This window comes from Nonomuraea sp. bgisy101, from assembly GCF_057708945.1.
The window spans coordinates 121,857-140,719 of record NZ_JBYITD010000029.1; the positions used below are offsets into that span (position 1 = coordinate 121,857).

At 71.2% G+C, this 18,863-nt stretch carries 21 protein-coding genes; 10 read left to right on the forward strand and 11 right to left on the reverse strand.

Features of this window, described 5'->3' with window-relative positions; all coding sequences use genetic code 11:
* Positions 1-27: 27 nt before the first annotated feature.
* Positions 28-1,611 (forward strand): N-acyl-D-amino-acid deacylase family protein, encoded by a 1,584-nt coding sequence (locus AC3EO4_RS40960; protein WP_379575960.1) that lies wholly within the window; start codon positions 28-30, stop codon positions 1,609-1,611.
* A complete protein-coding gene (locus tag AC3EO4_RS40965) occupies positions 1,608-2,342 on the forward strand; it encodes a serine hydrolase (protein ID WP_431900925.1) in 735 nt (244 codons plus the stop codon). Before AC3EO4_RS40960 ends, AC3EO4_RS40965 begins: the two co-directional genes overlap by 4 nt.
* On the opposite strand, the gene AC3EO4_RS40970 is transcribed toward AC3EO4_RS40965, so the two are convergent.
* On the reverse strand, positions 2,331-3,254 hold the full coding sequence (locus AC3EO4_RS40970; protein WP_379575958.1) for a LysR family transcriptional regulator: 924 nt from the start codon (positions 3,252-3,254) through the stop codon (positions 2,331-2,333). The two genes, AC3EO4_RS40965 and AC3EO4_RS40970, sit on opposite strands and share 12 nt — an antisense overlap.
* 61 nt (positions 3,255-3,315) lie before the next feature.
* Between AC3EO4_RS40970 and AC3EO4_RS40975 the strand changes: the two genes are divergently transcribed.
* On the forward strand, positions 3,316-3,642 hold the full coding sequence (locus AC3EO4_RS40975) for a DUF4232 domain-containing protein (RefSeq protein ID WP_379575957.1): 327 nt from the start codon (positions 3,316-3,318) through the stop codon (positions 3,640-3,642).
* A gap of 59 nt (positions 3,643-3,701) precedes the next feature.
* On the opposite strand, the gene AC3EO4_RS40980 is transcribed toward AC3EO4_RS40975, so the two are convergent.
* Genes AC3EO4_RS40980 through AC3EO4_RS40995 form a run of 4 tightly spaced genes read right to left on the reverse strand, consistent with a single transcriptional unit; the run spans position 3,702 to position 9,137 of the window.
* Positions 3,702-4,793: a winged helix DNA-binding domain-containing protein gene (locus tag AC3EO4_RS40980; protein ID WP_379575956.1), complete on the reverse strand. Its 1,092-nt coding sequence runs from the start codon at positions 4,791-4,793 to the stop codon at positions 3,702-3,704.
* A gap of 31 nt (positions 4,794-4,824) precedes the next feature.
* Positions 4,825-8,076 carry a protein kinase domain-containing protein gene (locus tag AC3EO4_RS40985; RefSeq protein WP_431900927.1) on the reverse strand — a complete coding sequence of 1,084 codons (3,252 nt, stop codon included), beginning with the start codon at positions 8,074-8,076 and terminating at the stop codon, positions 4,825-4,827.
* Positions 8,073-8,642 (reverse strand): GNAT family N-acetyltransferase, encoded by a 570-nt coding sequence (locus AC3EO4_RS40990; protein ID WP_379575954.1) that lies wholly within the window; start codon positions 8,640-8,642, stop codon positions 8,073-8,075. The genes AC3EO4_RS40985 and AC3EO4_RS40990 overlap by 4 nt, the downstream gene beginning before the upstream one ends.
* A gap of 9 nt (positions 8,643-8,651) precedes the next feature.
* Positions 8,652-9,137: a shikimate kinase gene (locus AC3EO4_RS40995; RefSeq protein WP_431900929.1), complete on the reverse strand. Its 486-nt coding sequence runs from the start codon at positions 9,135-9,137 to the stop codon at positions 8,652-8,654.
* 37 nt (positions 9,138-9,174) lie between these two features.
* Between AC3EO4_RS40995 and AC3EO4_RS41000 the strand changes: the two genes are divergently transcribed.
* Together AC3EO4_RS41000 and AC3EO4_RS41005 are read left to right on the forward strand one after the other, a co-directional pair.
* Positions 9,175-9,423, forward strand: a complete 249-nt coding sequence (locus tag AC3EO4_RS41000) for a DUF6458 family protein (RefSeq protein WP_354913772.1) — start codon at positions 9,175-9,177, stop codon at positions 9,421-9,423.
* 25 nt (positions 9,424-9,448) lie between these two features.
* Positions 9,449-9,832 carry a ChaB family protein gene (locus AC3EO4_RS41005; protein ID WP_431900931.1) on the forward strand — a complete coding sequence of 128 codons (384 nt, stop codon included), beginning with the start codon at positions 9,449-9,451 and terminating at the stop codon, positions 9,830-9,832.
* A gap of 50 nt (positions 9,833-9,882) precedes the next feature.
* Here AC3EO4_RS41005 and AC3EO4_RS41010 read toward each other — a convergent pair whose 3' ends face one another.
* From AC3EO4_RS41010 to AC3EO4_RS41020, 3 genes are read right to left on the reverse strand one after another with little or no spacing between them, the layout of a single operon-like run.
* Entirely contained in the window at positions 9,883-11,712 is a 1,830-nt protein-coding gene (locus AC3EO4_RS41010) for a transketolase (RefSeq protein ID WP_379575951.1), read from the reverse strand.
* Between the two features lie 44 nt (positions 11,713-11,756).
* Positions 11,757-12,761 (reverse strand): SDR family oxidoreductase, encoded by a 1,005-nt coding sequence (locus AC3EO4_RS41015; RefSeq protein WP_431900934.1) that lies wholly within the window; start codon positions 12,759-12,761, stop codon positions 11,757-11,759.
* Complete coding sequence (locus tag AC3EO4_RS41020; RefSeq protein ID WP_431900936.1) at positions 12,761-13,018, reverse strand: hypothetical protein; 258 nt, start codon at positions 13,016-13,018, stop codon at positions 12,761-12,763. The genes AC3EO4_RS41015 and AC3EO4_RS41020 overlap by 1 nt, the downstream gene beginning before the upstream one ends.
* A gap of 54 nt (positions 13,019-13,072) precedes the next feature.
* Here AC3EO4_RS41020 and AC3EO4_RS41025 point away from each other — a divergent pair, with 54 nt between their 5' ends.
* The 4 genes from AC3EO4_RS41025 to AC3EO4_RS41040 are packed head-to-tail and all read left to right on the forward strand — an operon-like array spanning position 13,073 to position 16,595.
* Positions 13,073-13,987 (forward strand): DNA topoisomerase IB, encoded by a 915-nt coding sequence (locus AC3EO4_RS41025; RefSeq protein ID WP_379575948.1) that lies wholly within the window; start codon positions 13,073-13,075, stop codon positions 13,985-13,987.
* Positions 13,988-14,033: 46 nt separating this feature from the next.
* Positions 14,034-14,282, forward strand: a complete 249-nt coding sequence (locus AC3EO4_RS41030; protein ID WP_379575947.1) for a BON domain-containing protein — start codon at positions 14,034-14,036, stop codon at positions 14,280-14,282.
* Positions 14,266-15,006, forward strand: a complete 741-nt coding sequence (locus AC3EO4_RS41035; protein ID WP_379575946.1) for a metallophosphoesterase family protein — start codon at positions 14,266-14,268, stop codon at positions 15,004-15,006. Before AC3EO4_RS41030 ends, AC3EO4_RS41035 begins: the two co-directional genes overlap by 17 nt.
* 38 nt (positions 15,007-15,044) lie before the next feature.
* On the forward strand, positions 15,045-16,595 hold the full coding sequence (locus tag AC3EO4_RS41040; protein ID WP_431900940.1) for a membrane dipeptidase: 1,551 nt from the start codon (positions 15,045-15,047) through the stop codon (positions 16,593-16,595).
* Positions 16,596-16,967: 372 nt separating this feature from the next.
* Here the strand turns inward: AC3EO4_RS41040 and AC3EO4_RS41045 are convergent, their stop codons facing one another.
* The 3 genes from AC3EO4_RS41045 to AC3EO4_RS41055 all read right to left on the reverse strand — a co-directional run bounded on the left by AC3EO4_RS41045 (position 16,968) and on the right by AC3EO4_RS41055 (position 18,140).
* Positions 16,968-17,117 (reverse strand): GPGG-motif small membrane protein, encoded by a 150-nt coding sequence (locus AC3EO4_RS41045; RefSeq protein ID WP_164903902.1) that lies wholly within the window; start codon positions 17,115-17,117, stop codon positions 16,968-16,970.
* Positions 17,118-17,190: 73 nt separating this feature from the next.
* Positions 17,191-17,682: a DUF6328 family protein gene (locus AC3EO4_RS41050; protein WP_379575944.1), complete on the reverse strand. Its 492-nt coding sequence runs from the start codon at positions 17,680-17,682 to the stop codon at positions 17,191-17,193.
* Positions 17,679-18,140, reverse strand: coding sequence for a DUF1360 domain-containing protein (locus tag AC3EO4_RS41055; protein ID WP_431900942.1), 462 nt, complete (start codon positions 18,138-18,140; stop codon positions 17,679-17,681). The genes AC3EO4_RS41050 and AC3EO4_RS41055 overlap by 4 nt, the downstream gene beginning before the upstream one ends.
* A 141-nt stretch (positions 18,141-18,281) precedes the next feature.
* Between AC3EO4_RS41055 and AC3EO4_RS41060 the strand changes: the two genes are divergently transcribed.
* On the forward strand, positions 18,282-18,797 hold the full coding sequence (locus tag AC3EO4_RS41060; protein ID WP_379575942.1) for a hypothetical protein: 516 nt from the start codon (positions 18,282-18,284) through the stop codon (positions 18,795-18,797).
* Positions 18,798-18,863 lie beyond the last annotated feature (66 nt).

The window sequence follows — 18,863 nt, forward strand, 5'->3', positions numbered from 1 at the left end:
CCTTCCGAAGGGTACGGTGGCCACTCCGTGAGCCTTGACGTGCTGATCAGCGGCGGTCTGGTCGCCGACGGGACGGGCGCGCCGTTGCGCAGGGCCGACGTCGGCGTCTCGGGCGGCCGGCTCGTCCTGCTGCCCGGTGGCGGCCCCTCCGACGGCGGGGGAGGGCGGGTGATCGACGCCACCGGGCTGGTCGTCGCCCCCGGCTTCATCGACGTGCACACCCATTCCGACGCGGTCACCCTTCTGGGCGAGGCGGGCAGGGAACTGGCCGCGGCTCCCGTGCGCATGGGCGTCACCGTCGAGATCTGCGGCAACTGCGGTTCGAGCCTGTTCCCGGCGCTGCCCGAGCGTGTCCCCGCCCTGCGCAGATCCAGCAGGGCCGGCTTCGGCGGCGACATCTCGATATTTCAGGACTATGGGGCGTTCGTGGAGGCGCACGGGCACGCCCCGCGGTCGAACCACCTGACCTCACTCGTCGGCCACGGCACGCTCAGGGCGGGCGTGCTCGGCTACGAGGACCGCCCCGCCACGCGCGCCGAACTCGACACCATGTGCGCGCTGCTGGACGACGCGCTGGCCGCCGGTGCGGCGGGCCTGTCCACAGGCCTCATCTACACCCCCGGCACGTACGGCGACACCGCCGAGGTGGTCGCGCTGGCCCGCGTCGCGGCGCGGTACGGCAAGCCGTACGTCACGCACCTCAGAGACGAGATGTCGCGCGTCGAGCAGGCGCTGGAGGAGGCGGTCGAGATCGCGCGCGACAGCGGGGCCGCGCTCCACGTCAGCCACCACAAGACGGCGGGCAAGCACGCGTGGGGCAGGACCAGGCGGACGCTGCCGCGCATCGCCGAGCTCCGCGCCCAGGGCATGGACATCACCTGCGACGTCTATCCCTACACCGAGGGCAGCACGTCACTGTCGGCGATGTTCCCTCCGTGGGCCAACGACGGCGGCACGGAGGCACTCCTCGACCGGCTGCGCGACTCCGGCGAACGCGGCCGGATGCGCAGGGCGATCGAGGACGGCGTGCCGGGCTGGGAGAACACGGTCGGCAACGGCGGGTGGGACCGCATCTCGGTCGCCTGCGCCGCCAACCATCCCGAGGTCGAGGGGCGCACGATCGCCGAGCTGGGCGGCGACCCCGTGGACACGGCCGCCGAGCTGCTCCTCGCCGAGGAGGGCGAGGTGACGATCATCAGCCACTCGATGCGCGAGGACGACGTCCAGCGGGTGCTGGCCAGCGAGTTCGCCATGATCGGCTCGGACGGCGTGCCCAAACCCGGGCATCCGCACCCGCGCCTTGCGGGCACCTTCCCGAGGGTGCTCGGCCGCTACTCCCGCGACCAGGGCCTTTTCCCGCTGGAGATCGCCGTCCACAAGATGACGGGGATGGCCGCGGACAGGTTCGGGCTGGAGGACAGGGGAGTGGTGCGCGACGGGGCGCACGCCGACCTGGTGGTGCTCGACCCCGCGACGGTGGCGGACGGCGCCACCTACGCCGACCCGCTGCTGCCGCCCGTCGGCGTCGAGGCGGTCGTCGTCGCCGGACGGATCGCCGTGGAGCGAGGCGCGCTCACCGAGGACAGGCCAGGAAGGATCATCGGGCTGTGAACGACATCACGCTCGCCGTGGCGACGCGCGACCTGGTGACAGGAGAGTTCCACGGCGTCAACGAGGACGTCGAGCTGCCACTGGCAAGCGTCGGCAAGCTGCTCCTCCTGGCGGAGGTGGCCATGAGCATCGAGGGCGGCATCCTCCACCCCGACACGCCGGTCACGCTGCACGAGGACGACTACTGCGGAGGCTCGGGCCTGCTGCTGTCGCTGTCAGGGCGCAGCTGGACGATCGGCGACCTGGCCCTGCTCACCGCCGCGATCAGCGACAACACGGCCACGAACGCGCTGCTGCGCAGGGTCGGCGTCGACAGGGTCAACGCCGCCTCCGCCGCCCTCGGCCTGTCGAGGACCAGGCTCCTCGACCGGATCAGGGAGCCTCGCGGCCCTGGCGACCCGCCGACGTTCGCGATCGGCACCGCCGCCGAGCTGGCCTCGCTGGCCGCGCTCGTCGCGGGCTCGGACGGCTGGCAGGTGCTCATGCGCGGCTGGATGCAGCAGAACACCGACCACAGCCTCGTCCCCGCTCTGGTCAGGCACGATCCCGAGGGCGGCTGGCTGGCCAACAAGACCGGCACCGACGACGGCATCCGATCCGACGTCGGGATCATGGACAGGCGGGTGGCCTACGCCGTGCTCGCCCACGGTCCCTCCGGCGCCGAGCATGAGCTGGCGGCCGCCGTACGGCAGGCGGGAATGGCCATCGCCGAACGGGCGTCAGCGCAGTGAGGGCTCCAGCGAGTTCCTGAGCTGGGCGGAGGCCGTGCGGAGGTAGGCGAGGAAGGACCGGGCGGCCGGGTTCGGGTTGGTCGGCCGCCTGGCCACGCCGATCCTGCGGAACAGGTTCGGGGTGACCAGGCGGCACGTCTGCAGCCCGCTGGCACCCATCAGGCCGAGGCTCGGCACCAGCGCGACGCCGAGCCCGGCCCGCACCAGGCCGATCGTCACCTCGTAGTGGTCGCTGCGGCAGCGGATCTGCGGCGAGAAGCCCTCCAGCGTGCTGGCCCGCTCGAGGATCGAGACCGGGTGCTCGGCGCCGAACGTGGTGATCCACGGCTCGTCGGCCAGGTCGGCCAGCCGTACCCTGGGCCGCTGGGCCGCGGCGTGCCCGGCCGGTACGACCAGCAGTTGCGGCTCGTCGAACAGGTGCACCACCTCCACCCCCTCGGGACACTGCCACGGGTCGAGGGCGTGTTCGAAGACCACCAGCACGTCGAGCGCGCCGCGCTCCAGATCGGGCAGCAGCTCGTACGGCTGGCCCTCCACCAGGTCGAGCGCCACCTTCGGGTACCTGGAGGCGAACCGTGACAGGGCCAGCGGCAGCAGCCGGTAGCCGGCGGAGGCGAAGAAGCCGATGCGCAGCTCGCCGGCGTCCACCCTGGCCTGGGCGAGCAGATCCTTCTCCGCGGCCTCGATGATGTCCACGACCTCCTGCGCGCGGATCGCGAGGCGGCGGCCCGCCTCGGTCAGGCGCAGGCTCTGCGCGTTGCGCTCGACGAGGCCCACGCCCGCCTCCTGCTCCAGGCGCGACAGCTGATGGGACACCGCGGAAGGCGACAGCTTCAGCACTCTCGCCGCGCCGGCGATGCTGCCCGTTCTGAACACCTCAAGCAGGACACGCAGTCGGTTACTACTCAACACGTGACCAAGCGTATGAGCCTGATCACCGAACCGCAGCACGCGCCCGGGAGTCTCACCAGGTATGAAAGGCACATCCACCGCCGTCGCCGCCGCGCTGCTCGGTGCGGCGCTCGCCCCCGTGCTCGTCCCTGCCCTCGCCCCCCGGACCGCCTCGGCGTCCACCGCCGTCTCCTCGCCGGCGACGCCGCACAAGGTGGTCCTGAGACCGGGCAGGTCGGCCACGTCGACGGTCGGCTGGACCGTCGTCGAGACCGGAGCGGAGACCTCGTGCCCGGCCTCGGCCAAGCTGCTGGTGTACCCGCCGGACGAGCGGTCGCACCTGGAGGTCCGCTTCGTGTCCACCGTCTGCGGCGGCGGCAGGCTCAACGTGACCCCGTTCACCCGCTGACCCGGCCCCGGGACAGTCGCGCAACTCCGCGACCACGGTGCCCGGACATCCAGGCGGCGTCAGGTCTTCGAGGGGCCGTCCGAGACCACGATCTCGTGGCGGTCGCCGGGAGCGAGGAACGCCAGCAGCCGCGCCGCCTCCTGGCCCGCCTCCGCGGGGTCGAACGGCTCCCACCGGTGGATCGTCAGCGTGGTCGTGCCCTTGGCGCGCGCCGTCGTCCAGTCCCCCGCGGGGAACCCGTCCACCAGGATGATCCGCGGCTGCACGTTGTGGGGGACGAACCTCTTGAGGACGTCCACGTGCTCCACCACCCGCGACCTGTCCTCGTGGGAGAGGAACAGGTTGTCGAAGTCGTACATGAGCCGCACCGGCACCGGCAGGTCCTCGGACGGCAGCTCCATGCCGGGAAGGTCGTAGAGCACCCGCCCTTCCTCGTCACGGTAGGTCACCAGGTCGAGCGAGGCGACGACCTCTCCGAGGCGGGTCAGCCCCGACCAGGTCTGAACGTCCTTCACGCCGGCGGGCCCGAACGCCTTCAGGTACCGCAGCACCAGCTCGCCGGCCGTCATCGCCGGCGCCTCGAACCCGAGCCACCCCTCCGCGCCGGTGTGCGCGATCGGCCCGCTCCTGCCCCACAGGCCGCGCGGCGGCACCTGCACCAGCGGCACCAGCCAGCGCACGGCCTGCCCCAGCGCGTGCCGGTCGTTGTCCGGCCAGCGCTCGCCCAGCGCCCTGCCGAGCTCGGCGAAGGTCATCGCCCTGTCCTCCAGCAGCGACCTGGCGAGCGTCTCCAGCTCGTCGAGGTCGACACCGGTCAGCTTCCTGCCGAAGGTGGTGCGGGTCATCCGTTCGGTGACGATCTGGACCAGCGGCCGCATCGCCAGGCAGTCACGCGCGCTGACCAGGTGGATGGTCGAGCGCTGCAGCGCGATCCGGACGATCTGCCTGCGTTCGAGCAGGTCGGCCGCCTGCTCCGCCTTGAATCCCTCGATACGGTTCCACAGCCCGGTGTACCAGGAGTGCGGCGTCTGCGCCTGCAACCCCGCCAGGTGCTCGATCACGTCGATGACCGGCATCATGGTCCTGCGGATGAGGAACTGCCGGTCGAGGGTGGCGCGGTTGAGCGCACGGCGGCTGAGCACGGGATCCATGAGCGACACCCTAAGGCGCGAAAGCTCCCGCTCAGGAGCACATGCCGCCCGGGTACGGGGTGAGGGGGAACAGCCGCTTCCATCCCGCCTCGTCCAGCGCGCCTCCCGCCTTCGCGCAGACGGCCTTGGCGGCCATGGCGGGATCGACGGGGCTCTCCCGTACGCTGCCGTCCTCCCGCAGGCCGATCAGCTTCGTTCCGTCGGCGCTGAAGGCGACGTCGGCGACGTCCTGCCCGAGCGGCACCCTGCTGATCTCGCGCAGCGTCGTGGCGTCCCACAGCGTGGTGTGGTCCCCGCCCATCGCCAGCAGCTTCCCGTCGGGGGAGAACCTGATGCTGGCGCCGTACGCCGACCGTCTGACCGGTTGAGGGGGCCACGTGGCGAGCTTCCACACCGCGAAGTAGTCGGCGTCGGTGACGAAGGCGGCCATCGTGCCGTCGGGACTGAAGGCGTTGGCGAAGCCGTCGCCCGCGCCGGTCTCGACGACCTTGCCCGAGGACAGGTCCACCAGGTCGTGCCCCGCCAGGAGCCGTCCGCCGTTGGGAGAGAAGGCCAGCGGTTGCCGGATGGTGTCGAGCGGGCCCTTGACCAGCTCACCCTCGGGGACGCTCCAGACTTTCAGCCCGTCCTGTCCCACCGCCGCCAGCCGCAGGCCGTCGGCGGACAGCGCCACGTCGCGGACCTCGCCCGTAGGGATCGCGCTGACCTGCGTGCGGGTGGCCACGTCCCAGATCGTGGTGTGCTCTCCACCCACGGCCAGCAGCGTGCCCTCGCCGTCGAAGGACAGCTCACCCGCCACGGGGATCTCGCCCATCGGCCTGCCCGCGGTCGTGTCGTAGAGGCTGGTGCGCTGCCCCTCCTGGACGGCGGCCACCCTGCCGTCGGCGGAAAGCAGGCGCCGCGGCGCCGCGCCGTCGAAGGACTGCCTGGTGAGGCTGAGCGCGACCGCCTGCTGTCCGGGCGCCTCGGTCAGCGCGTCGGAGACGTCGATCGAAAGGACGGTGCCGCCGTCCGCGGTGTAGCGGATCGACCCGCCGTCGGCGGAGAAGGCGAACTGGCCCGTGGCCTTCCTGGCGGGATAGGTGCCGAGCAGGCGCCCGTCGGACAGCCGCCACAGCCGCACGACCTGGCCGAGCTCAGGCTCCGGTTCCGCCTGCGCGAACGCGGCGGGACCCTGGGTGGGCAGGTCGGACACCGGTCCCGTCCATTCAGGAGGAGGCTCGGCTTCCAACTCGTCGGGTTCGAGTGGTTCCAGCAGGAACCGGCCGTCGGGCGAGAAAGACAGCGGCCCCCATCCTCCGGCGCCCTCCTCGTCCTCGTTCAGCCGTGTCTTCGAGTCGCCCGTCATGGTGTCGAGCACGGTGTCGCCGATCACCAGGCGGTGGCCGTCGCGGCTGAACGCCGTGACGGGAGGGAACTCGACCTGGGCGTCGCTGACGTACGGCCTGCTCGCGCGGGTGTAGAGCCGCTCCCGGCGGGTCAGGTCCCACACCTGGACCTCGCCGGAGGCCGCGGCGACCGTGGCCCACCTGCCGTCCTCGGAGGTGACGATCGTCCTGCGGCTGACGTCGAGCAGCGGGGGGCCGCCGCCGGTCGAGTAGAGCCTGGTGCGGAAGCCGGTGGTGACGCTGAGGAGCCTGCCCTGTGCGTGCAGGGCGGGCTTGCCGCCCGGCCAGGCTCCCTTGACCGCCGCCCCCGTGGCCAGGTCCCACACCCGTACCGACGCGGAGTCTCCGGCGGCGTAGATCCTGCCGTCGCTGGACAGCGACGTCCACGCGTGGGAGGGGGAGGGAAGGGGGTGCTCGTCGACCAGCTTCCCGGTGCCGAGATCCCAGCGCCGCACCTCGTCCTTCCGCTGGCCGAGCAGGCTCGCGCCGTCGTCGGCCAGCCGGTAGGCCGTGCCCGCCGCCGGCTGTGGATCGGTGAAGGCGCCCAGGTCGCTCTGGCCGAGCGAGCGCTGCAGCGCGTTGCGGGCCTCCGGCACCGGCGCGAGGCTCCACGCGGCCACGCTCAGCTTCATCGCGGTCATGGGATCCGCGCTGCGCATGCTCTCCGCCCGCGCCGCCACCTCGCGGGCCGCCTGGTGCGCGGCGACGGCCAGGTCGGCCGTGCCGACCCGCCGCTGGCGGGACAGCCCGTTCGCCACGGTCACCACCGTCGCGGCCAGCACCACCGCCACCGCGGCCGCGAGCCCCGCCACGAGGACCCTGCGCCTGAGACGGTGCCGCCTGAACGGGGTGACGTCCTCCGCCCACGAGCGCAGCCTCGGCCACGCGTGGAACAGCGCCGGACTGGCCGGGCCCACCGAGTCGTCGGCGACGGCGACCAGGCGGCCCTCAGGCCGGTCGACGGGCGGCACCGCGATGCTCCGCCGTACCAACAGGCCCGCCTCGGTCAGCGCGGCGACGGCGGGGTCGTCCTCGACCTCGGCCAGCGGGAGCCTGCCCGGCTCGCGCATCCGCAGCAGCACCTCGGGCAGCGAGGACTGCTGCTCGGGCGGCAGGCCCTGGTAGACGCCCTCCGCCACGTCGCCGAGCGGGGGCGGCCCTGTCAGCCCCTCGGGCGGCCTGACGTCGCCGGCCAGGTGCGCGCCGACGGCGGGCTCCGCGCTGCCGGTCAGACCGATCAGCAGCTCTCGCGCGGTCGGCCGCTCGCCGGGCTCCTTGGCCAGCGCCCTCGCGGCCATGGACCGCAGGGGTTCGGGCAGGTCGCTCACGTCGGGGTCGACGGTCAGCACCGCGTGCATGAGCTCGCCCAGGCTCTCGGCCTCGAACGGGTCGCGGCCCGTCGCGGCGAACAGGACCGTGGCACCCCACGAGAAGACGTCGGCCGGCGGCCCCGCGGCGCCCCCGGTGAACACCTCGGGAGCGGGGCGCTGGGCGTCGGCGGTGCCGACGCCGGTGACCCTGGGGCCTTCGGGGCCGAGCAGCAGGCAGTCGGGCCCGAGGTGGCGGTGGACGGCGCCCGCGTCGTGGATCGCGACCAGCGCGGTGGCCAGCGCCACCGCGATCCTGTGCAGCCGGTCGCCCGCGTAGGGGCCGGCGTGCGACACCGCCTCCCGCAGGCTGGGCCCCTGGACGAACTCGCTGACCACGAAACCGGGTCCCGACTCGACCACCCTCGCCACGCAGTGCGGCGCCACCACGGGCGCCCTGCCGCGCGCCATCTTGATCGCGTAGCGCCTGCCTCCGCGGTCGTAGGCGTCGAAACACGAGCCGAGCCGCCCCGCCAGCCAGTAGCCACCCAGCCGGTCAGGATCCCCGGGAAGCAAACGCGTCGTCACTGCAGCTTAGATGCGCCAATCTCGGATTTGGTTGTGACCCATTCCCTGCGCAGCACCGACATCACGATCTCGTCGTGCCACTCGCCCTCCCACAGCAGGGCGTCGCGCAGCACCCCTTCCACCACGAAGCCCACCTTCTGGTAGACGTGCCGCGCGCGCTCGTTGAAGTCGTAGACGCCCAGGCTGACCCGGTTGAGCGGGGTCGTGTCGAAGACATGGCCGAGCACCAGCCTGAGCGCCTCGGTGCCGAAGCCCTTGCCGAAGACCCGCGCGCCGATGAGCGCGATCCGCAGGTTGCACGAGAGGTTGTCGGCGTCGAGCTCGTTGATCACGACCTCGCCGACGTACTCGTCCCCGTGGCAGATCGCCAGGTCGAGCCGGTCATCGTGGTCACCGCGGGTGGCGTACCACATGGTGACAGGCTCGCGGCCGACTCCCGCGCGCGAGCCGGTCAGCCGCCTGACCTCGGCGTCGGTGACGAGCTCCAGCAGACCTTCGACATGCTCGGGGCCGACAGGGCGCAGCGTGACCCGCTCTCCCACGAGGGTGGGTTTGGTGGCGAACATGCGTTCTTCCTATCGGATCGCGTCAAGCGCTCTGTCGGCCACTTCCTGCGGAAGCGCGGACGTCACGTCGACGCGCAGGTCGGCGACCTCCGCGAAATACGGATCACGCCTGGCCTTCATCACGGCGGGGTCGAAGTCGGGCCGGTGGTCGCTCGACTTCATCCTCTCGGCCAGCACCTCGGAGGAGGCGTCCAGCCAGATCACGAACGCCTTCCGCATCGCCTCCCGCACCTCGGGGCGTTCGACGGTGCTGGCCGCCGCGGTGACGACCTGGTCCTCGCCGAGTGCGTCGAGGACGTGCTCGGCCTCCCGCTCGTGCAGGACGTCGGCGCCCTCCGTCCTGGCGATCTCCGCGGCGCTCTTGCCGTACCGCTGCCTGAGGTAGGGGTCGCTGTCGCTCATCGGCACACCGAGCGCCTGTGCCAGCAGCAGCGCCACGGTGGTCTTTCCCGAACCCATCAGCCCGACGACAACGACGGGTTTGTTTCTCGACATGGGGATAGAGGTTTCCTTGGCTCTAGGGAGGTATTCCATGACCATCGCCGGAAGCATTTTCCTCATCATGCTCGGCGCCGTTCTCACGTGGGCCGTCGAGTGGGACATCGCCGGCCTGGACATCAACATCGTGGGCGTCATCCTCATGCTGGGCGGCGTCGCCCTCCTTCTGTTCGGGCTCTACAGGGTCAGGGTCACTCGCGAGATCGTGTCCCCCGTCGAGCCCGACAGGGAGCGGACGACCGTTTATGAGGAGCGGCGCTACACCGACCCGCCGCAGATCTGACAGACAGGTACAGAGGGGGATCGCCATGCCAGGAAGAGCGGAACTGCCTTCGACCGTCGCGCGCTCGCCCAAGAAGGCGCAGGAGACGTGGATCAAGGCGCACGACTCCGCTGTGCAGACCTATGGCGAGGGTGAGCGCGCCCACCGCACCGCGTTCTCGGCGCTGAAGCACTCCTTCGAGAAGGTCGGGGACCACTGGGAGCCGAAGTCCCGCAAGGGTCCCTCGGACAAGGGTGCCACCGACCGCTCGGGACGGACCGCCGAGGGCGTCGACGCCCACGCGAGCAAGGAGCACCTGTACGGCGTGGCGGCCAGGCTCGGTGTCAGGGGCCGTTCCAGGATGACCAAGTCCGAGCTGGTCGACGCGATCAAGAAGGCCAACCGGCGGGAGACGGCCAAGGCGCGCTGACCGCGTGCGAAAGGGGATCCCCAGGGGATCCCCTTTCGCATGGGCCTGCCTCACAGCAGGCGCCGGACCGCGGCCATGATGGCGTCCTTGTCGATCCCCGCGTCGGCGAGCTGCTCGGCGGGCGTCGCCGAGCCCGGCAGCCCGCGGACGGTCAGCTTGATCACCCTCGGGCCCAGCTCCGAGACCGCGTCGAGCACGGCGTCGCCGAGTCCGCCCTCGGGACGGTGGTCCTCGACGGTGATGAGGTTGCCCGTGGTGGTGGCGGCCTCGATGAGCACGGCCTGGTCGACGGGTTTGATCGAGTACATGTCCACCACCCCGACCGAGACGCCCTCGGCCTTGAGCGCGTCGGCCGCGGCCAGCGCCTCGTGCACGGTGACGCCCGCCGCGATGACCGTCGCCCTGTCGTCGGGCGAGTGCCGCAGCACCCTGGACCCGCCGACGGGGAACCGCTCGCCGGGGTCGTAGATGACGGGGGTGTCGCCGCGCGTGGTGCGCAGATAGGAAATGCCGGGAATGTCCGCCATCGTGGTGACCAACGCCGCGGTCTGGTTGGCGTCACACGGGTAGAGCACGGTGCTGCCGTGGACGGCGCGCAGCATCGCCAGGTCCTCGAGACCCATCTGGGAGGGGCCGTCCTCGCCGATCGACACGCCCGCGTGCGACCCCACGATGCGCACGTTCGCGCCGCTGACCCCGCCCATCCTGATGAAGTCGTGCGCCCTGGTGAGGAAGGCGGCGAACGTCGACACGTACGGCACCCACCTGCGCACCTGGAGGCCGACGGCGGTGGCGACCATCTCCTGCTCGGCGATGTAGCACTCGAAGAAGCGCTCGGGGAAGGCGTGCGCGAACTCCTCGGACTTGGTGGAGTCGGCCACCTCGCCGTCCACCGCCACGATGTCGCCGCGGGCCGCGCCCAGCGCCTTCAGCGCGGCGCCGTACGCGGTCCTGGTGGCCGCCTTCGTGCCCACCTCGAAGACCGGCCACTCCGTGGGGCCGCTGTCGAAGACGTGCGGGGGACGGCTGCTGTCGGGCGGGCTGACCTTGACCGTCACACCCCTGTCGCCGCCCAGCTCGTAGATCGCGTGCTCGGGGTCCTTCAGCGGTTTGCCGTGCGCGCCTTCACGGTTCTCCACCGCGTTGACCCCCTCGCCCTTGCGGGTGCGGGCCAGGATCACGGTGGGCCGCCTGCGCGTCTTCCGCGCGTCGGACAGCGCGTAGTCGATCTCGCCGGGGTCGTGGCCGTCCACCTCGATGGTGTGCCAGCCGAAGGCGCCGAACCTGCGCGCGTAGGCACCGGTGTCCCAGCCGTGCCTGGTGGGGCCGCGCTGGCCGAGCCTGTTCACGTCGATGATCGCGGTGATGTTGGCCAGCCCCTCGTAGGCGGCGTGCTCGGCCGCCTCCCAGATCGACCCCTCGGCCAGCTCGCTGTCCCCGCACAACACCCACACGTGGTACGGCAGGTGGTCGAGGCGCCGCCCTGCCAGCGCCACCCCGACGCCGACCGGCAGGCCCTGCCCCAGCGAGCCGGTGGCCACGTCGACCCACGGCAGGCGCGGGGTCGGATGCCCCTCCAGACGGCTGCCGCGCTTCCTGAAGGTGAGCATCTCCTCGTCCGTGATGGCCCCCGCCGCCTTGAACAGCGCGTAGAGCAGGGGAGAGGCATGCCCCTTTGAGAAGATCAGATGGTCGTTCGCAGGGTTGTCGGGATCGTCGAAGTCGTACCTGAGGTGGTGGGCGAACAGCACGGCCATCAGGTCCGCCGCCGACAGGGACGAGGTCGGATGGCCGGAGCCCGCCGCCGCGGAGCTCCGTACGGAGTCCACTCGCAACTGCGCCGCCAGCTCACACAAGTACGGAACATCCCGCTCGGGCATCGGTCCTCCTAGGCTTTCCCGCCGCCTACCCAGCCCGGCCGTCGCTATGTGCGGCGCAGGGCCCTGGTGGCCACGGCACCCGCCGCCGCCACGGCGCCGAGCATGACCAGGACGGACCGGCGGTGCTCGGAGAGCCAGAGCTGCGGGCTCCTGCTGTGGGCGCGGGAGTCGAAGGACCCGTGCGCCCCGTAGTCGCGTTCCTCGTCGGCGGGTTCCCACAGGTTCGCCACCCCGGTCGGCGGCCTCTCCGTGGTGACCTGCGACTGCTTGCCGGTCTTCGCCAGGTAGCGGTCGAGCAGGCCCGGCGCGATCCGCTGGCCGAGCACGGTCAGCGCGGTGGAAGCGCCTACCCAGTACTCCCTGCGCCCGGGGTGGTCGGCGGCGTGGATGAGCGCGCGTGCCGCAACCTCGGGCTGGTAGATGGGCGGCATCGGCTGCGGATGCCTGCGCAGCCGCGACAGCACCCAGTCGAACTGCGGGGTGTTCAGCGCGGGCAGCTGCACCATCGTCACCCGCACCCCGCTGCCCTCGGCCATCAGCTCGGAGCGCACCGACTCGGTGAAGCCCTTGATCGCGTGCTTGGCGCCGCAGTAGGCCGACTGCAGCGGAATCCCCCTGTAGGCCAGCGCCGAGCCCGCCTGCACGATGACGCCCCTGCCGCGCGGGCGCATGAGCTCCAGCGCGGCCCTGGTGCCCCACACGTAGCCGAGGTAGGTCACGGCCGTGGTCCGCTCGAACTCCTCGGGCGTGATCTCGGGGAACGGGGCGAACACCGAGGAGAAGGCCACGTTGATCCACACGTCGATGGGGCCGAGGTCCTCCTCGATGCTCCTGGCGGCCTGCCGTACCTCCTCGTAGTTCGAGACGTCGGCGGGGTAGACGACACCGGAGCCGCCCGCGGAGCCGACGTCGACCGCCGCGGCCGCGAGCCCCGTCGTGCCGCGCGCGATCAGCGCCACGGAGTCGCCGCGCGCGCCCAGCTCACGGACCACGGCCCTGCCGACGCCTCCGCTCGCACCTGTCACCACCACCACCTGGGAAGGACGCATCAGCCTGCCTCTCCCGAGCCGCGCTGCTTCTGCCGCCGTACGGCCAGGACGATGTCGACGATCGTGGCGACGGCCGCCACGCCCGCGACGACGGCCAGCCAGCCGACTCCCGCGAAGATGCTGATCGCGCCGATCGCCACCAGGAAGACGAGGATGAACGAGCCGATCCTGATGTGGACGACGTCGCGCGGTGTCGAGGGGACCATGGGCTTGCCCGAGGCGGACCGCTGTTCGGGACGGTAGTCATCTTCATTCATGTCCCACCCCTGCCCTTGCCGTTTGCCGCGTAACGCGCCGGGTAGCCGGGTGGCGTGCACCCCAGTGACCAGAACGAGCCGGGCATCAGGCGCAGGCGGAGGGGGCGGGGATTCAGCTACACCCATCCCGACGGCAGCGGCGTGCGCGACCCCGCCACGCTGAAGAGGATCAAGGCGCTCGCCGTCCCGCCCGCGTGGAAGGACGTGTGGATCTGCTGCTCGCCTGAGGGGCACCTGCAGGCCGCGGGCACCGACGCGGCGGGACGGCGGCAGTACCGCTACCACGACGAGTGGCGGGCCCAGCAGGACAGGCTCAAGTTCGACAGGGTGCTCGAGATGGCCGAGCGGCTTCCAGCCTTCAGGAAGAAGGTGCGGAAGCAGCTGAAGACCAGGGGGCTGACCAGGCAGCGGGTGCTGGCCGCCGCCGCGCGCCTGCTCGACGTCGGGTTCTTCAGGGTGGGCGGCGAGGCGTACGAGTCGTACGGCCTGGCCACGCTCCGCATGGAGCACGTCAGCTGTGTGAACGGCTCCGTCGTCTTCTGCTATCCGGCGAAGGGCGACATCCCCCGCGAGGTGGAGGTCTCCGACCGTGACGCGTGCAGAGTCGTCAGGTCCCTGAAGGCGCTCGGCCACCAGGGCGAGCTGCTGCGCTACAAGGACGAGAGCGGATGGACGGACGTGCGCAGCGAGGAGATCAACACCTACGTGCGCGAGACCCTCGGCTGCGAGGCCACCGCGAAGGACTTCCGCACCTGGCACGGCACCGTCCTGGCCGCCGTGGGTCTGGCGTCCACGCCGGACGTTCCCGAGGTCATGCGCCAGGTCGCCGACTACCTCGGCAACACCCCCACGGTCGCCCGCGCCTCCTACGTCGACCCGCGCGTGATCGAGGCCTTCGAGCGGGGCAGGACCGTCGGCACCGGCGGCGACGTGGAGCGCGCGGTCGTCGAGCTGATCCGGTCCGTTTGACCGCACCGGCCGGGGGCATCGTGGTCACCTGACGAAGGAGGAAGCGATGGAGGCTCCGCAGTACGTCGCGGCGCGTGTCCAGCGGGCGCTGGCCGAGGACGACAGGTCCCACGAGCTGGGCATCCGCGTGGACGTGCGAGGCGACCAGCTGTTCCTGCGCGGCCAGGTCTCCGGCGAGGAGCACAGGCGCCAGATGGAGCAGGTGGCGAAGGAGGCCGCCCCAGGGCTCCACGTGCACAACGAGCTGCAGGTCGTGCAGGTCCGCGAGCCAGGAGAGGATGAGCATCTTGACTGAGCTGCGTATCGCCGCCGTCGGCGACGTGCACCTGGGCGAGGACGTACGCGGCAAGTACCGCGAACGCCTGGACGGCATCGAGCGGCGGGCCGACGTGCTGCTGCTGGCGGGTGACCTGACCAGGCACGGGACGCTGGAGGAGGGCAGGCTGGTGGCGCAGGAGTTCCGCGACCTGCCGATCCCCGTCGTCGCCGTCCTCGGCAACCATGACTACCACTCCGACCTGCAGTACGAGATCGCGGGAGAGATGCGCGACCGCGGGATCACCGTCCTCGACGACGACGCCGCCGTGCTCACTCTCCATGGCGTACGGCTCGGCGTCGCCGGCGGCAAGGGCTTCGGCGGCGGGTTCGCCGGCAAGTGCGCCAGCGAGTTCGGCGAGCGGGAGACCAAGGAGTTCGTCCGGCACACCAGGAGCATCGCCGAGAGCTGGCAGGCCGCGCTGAAGGAGCTCGACACCGACCGCAAGGTGGTGCTGTCGCACTACTCGCCGGTCAAGGAGACGCTGGAGGGCGAGCCGCTGGAGATCTATCCCTTCCTCGGCAGCTACATGCTGGCCGAGGCCGTGGACACGGCGGGCGCCGACCTCATCGTCCACGGTCACGCGCACAAGGGCCAGGAGAAGGGCATGACGCCGGGCGGCATCAGGGTGCGCAACGTCGCGCTGCCCGTGCTGGGCCGGGCCTACGGCGTCTACTGCCTTAGTGAGTCCGACTCATGTTAGGTATTGACCGAGCGGTAGCTTGGTGCTGATGTCGGTGCATGGTCGCACGCCGTGTCCTGGCTCTACTCGCCCTGCTGTGCGTGGTCGCGATGGCCGCGCCGGCCCAGCCCTCCGCTCCCGTTCGCGGGTTCGTCGACGGGCACAGTCACCTGATGTCCTACGAGGCGTTCGGCGGCAAGCTGCTGTGCGGCAAGCCGTTCGACCCCGCGGGCGTCGCCCGCGCGCTGCTCGACTGCCTCGACCACTACCCCCACGGCGAAGCCGCCTGGTTCGAGAACTTCACCAGGACGGGCTCGCCGACCGGCACCCATGACCCCGTCGGCTGGCCCACGTTCAAGGACTGGCCCGCCCACGACTCGCTCACCCACCAGCAGGCCTACTACGAGTGGATCGAGCGCGCCTGGCGCGGCGGCCTGCGCGTCATGGTCAACGACCTGGTGGCCAACCGTCAGCTCTGCGAGATCTATCCGCTGAAGAGCAACCCCTGCGACGAGATGTGGGCCATCAGGCGCGAGGCCCAGCGCACGACCGAACTCCAGAACCACATCGACACGCTGTCGGGCGGGCCTGGCCGCGGCTGGTTCAGGGTGGTGAAGAGCCCCGCCGAGGCGCGCGAGGTCATCGCGGCGGGCAAGCTCGCCGTCGTGCTCGGCATCGAGACCTCCGAGCCGTTCGGCTGCCGCACGACGCTCGGCGTCCCTCACTGCACCAAGGCGCAGATCGACCGCGGGCTCGACGAGATGCACGCGCTCGGTGTGCGCAGCATGTTCGTCTGCCACAAGTACGACAACGCGCTGTGCGGCGTGCGCTTCGACTCGGGCACCCAGGGCGCGATCGTCAACCTGGGCAACCTGCTGTCGTCAGGAAGCTTCTGGCGGGTGGAGAAGTGCACGGGGCCCGAGCACGACAACCCGATCTCGCCGGCCGTCCTGCCACCCGACCTGGCCAGATGGCTGCCGCCGGGCGTCGGCCTGCCGGTCTACCCGCCCGCCCCGCACTGCAACCCCAAGGGGCTGACCTCACTCGGCCGCTACATGGTGGAAGGCATGATGCGGCGCGGCATGATGATCGAGATCGACCACATGAGCGTCAAGGCCGCCGACCAGACGCTCGACCTGCTCGAAGCCGCCCGCTACCCGGGCGTCATCTCCTCCCACAGCTGGGCCGACCCCGCGTACCTGCCGCGCATCTACCGGCTCGGCGGCATGGTCACCCAGTACGGCCACGGCGCCGCGGAGTTCACCGAGGAGTGGCGGCGCACCCAGCCGCTGCGGCAGGAGATCGGCCGGCCGGGATACGGCTACGGCCTCGACGCCAACGGCCTCGGCCCGCTGCCGGGACCGCGGGCGGGCAGCGCCGTGACCTACCCGTTCACCACGGTCGACGGCGCCGCCACGCTGGACAGGCCCAGCACGGGCCAGCGGGTGTGGGACTACAACGTGGACGGTGTCGCCCACTACGGCCTGGTGCCCGACTGGATCGAGGACCTGAGACAGCTCGGCGGCCAGCCGATCGTGGACGACCTCGCCGCCGGTGCCGAGGCCTATCTCCGTACGTGGGAGGCGGCCACAGCACCCCCGGCGCGATAGGCGCCCGCCCTCGTCCGGCGTCCCGGGTCTCATGACGCCCGGGCCGATCTCGACTCTCGACAAGCGACGGCCGCGGAGCTGATCTGCTCCGCGGCCGTGTGATGTCTCTGCCATGGTCGTCGGTGGCGGCGATGAGGATGCGCCTGTCCCTGGACAGCCGCGGGAGGTGGCCGCGGGCCTCGTCGGAACGCGTCCGTGCCGAGAGCCTGGGGACCGCCTCGCCGGCGGCCGCCTCACGCCGCGCTCGCCCGCGCAGGACGGCCGGCTCACCCTCCCTCCTGGCCTTCAGGAGGAAAGGATGGCCTGGTCAGAGCCTATGTCGGGCAACGCCCTCGGGCGGGCGGGGACTCCTGTGCCCAGCCCGCCCAAGGGTCATACGTTGAAGATACTGACGCCTCCGGGGCCGACCAGGAATCCGAGGACGATGAGGACGATCCCCCAGAGGATGTCGCGACGGGCCAGGATCACGTAGATCCCGGCGATGACGAGGATAACTGCGATGATCCAGAGCAATGTAGCCATGGCATGTGAGCTGCCCTGGAGAAAAGGCACCTAACGTCAAAGCCGCTGGGAAGCCGCCGATTTATGACGGCTTCTACTCCTCCGGAGTGCTCCCACGGGTGCGGTAGAGGTCCACGATCGGCTGGGCCAGCCAGAACCATCCGCCGGACAGCGCCACAGCCCCGGCGAACAGCGCGGCCTGCCAGTTGTTGATCACGGTTTCCGTCACGAGCGCGACCGCGCTCGTGATCGCCACCAGCAGGAAGGCGGCGCCCGCCACACCCAGCTGGTTGGCGCGATGCAACATCCGCTCCTTCAGCCCCGTCCTGAAGATCAGCCGGTGCTGCGCCGCGGGCGTGATGAAACAGACCGAGGCTAACGCCGACGACATCAGCGAGATGAAGAACAGCCAGCGGCCCACGGTGTCGACCTTCGGGAACCCGGCCTGGAAGGGCAGCGTCAGCAGGAACGCGAAGAGCACCTGCACGCCCGTTACCGCCACGCGCAGACCCTGTAACAGCTCGGCGAGCTCCCTGTCCACCCGTTCCTTGTGCGTCTCACCGGGCTCGCCCCGTTCCTCGTTCACTCGGCCTCCTTCATGAGCTTCACGTACCCGAGCTGCAACCAGTCGGACACGGCCACCGCCGTCATGGTCGCCCCGAACAGCCTGGTCAGCCGCGGCGCGAGCACGAGCCCCGCCGCGTAACCCGTCGCCACCCACTGCGCCAGACAGAACGGGCAGGCCATCAACTCGCCGATCTTGTCGCGCGGCTCCTCCTCGAACTCCGCCGGCCCGCTCACCTCCTTGAACCTGGTGAAAGGCGCGCGCAACGGGCTGGTCACGGGGTCCTTGGCCAGCGTGCGCGACAGCCGGTGGGTGCTCACGCCCATCAGGAGAAGATCGAGCGGGCCGAGGCGCTCAGGCGGCCGTTTCCCCATCAGTACGGCCAGCGCCGTCACCGCGGCCACGGCCCCGCCGTACGCCGCCATGATCAGCGCATAGCCGCCCAATGGGCGGCCGTATTCCTCGGAGAGCTCGGTCATGGAGGCTCGCTACCCCGGGCCGACAGGTCTACTCGCCGAGCGATCGGGTAGCTCCCCGCCATGGGCAGCCATAGTCATGAGGTCACCGACGCGATCCTGGAAACCCTGAAACGCGCCAGCTCCGGCCTCAAGGAGGCCGGCGTGCGGTACGCGCTTGCCGGGGGCTGCGCCGCCTACGCGAGAGGGGCGGCGCCGTCCCTGCACGACGTCGACTTCGTGGTGCTGGAGAAGGACGCGCCCGCCGCGCTGGAGGCGTTGTCGCGCGTCGGGTTCGACACGGTGCGCCCGCCTGAGGACTGGCTGGTCAAGGCGTACGACGAGGGCCGCCTGGTGGATCTGATCTTCAGGGTCGCCTACCGGCCGGTCACCGAGGCGCTGCTGGACAGGGCCGAGCCGCTGATGGCGGCGGCGGTGATCGTGCCGGTGCTGGAGGCGACGGACCTGGTGATCTCGTGGTTGCTGCCCATGTCGGAGCACGCGTGCGACTACGGCGGTCTGCTCCCGCAGGTCAGGGCGTTGCGCGAGCAGGTCGACTGGAACAGGGTGGCCGCGGTGACATTGGATTCCCCCTACGCCTCGACGTTCCTGACCCTGCTGGAGCGGCTCGAGGTGATCGAGAAGCCGGTGGAGGGCGCCCTGGACCCCTCCTGGCCCTGACCCCCAGCACGTGACGGCCGCACAGAGAAGGGGGGAGGCCCCCCCCGGGGGGGGGCCCCTTCACTC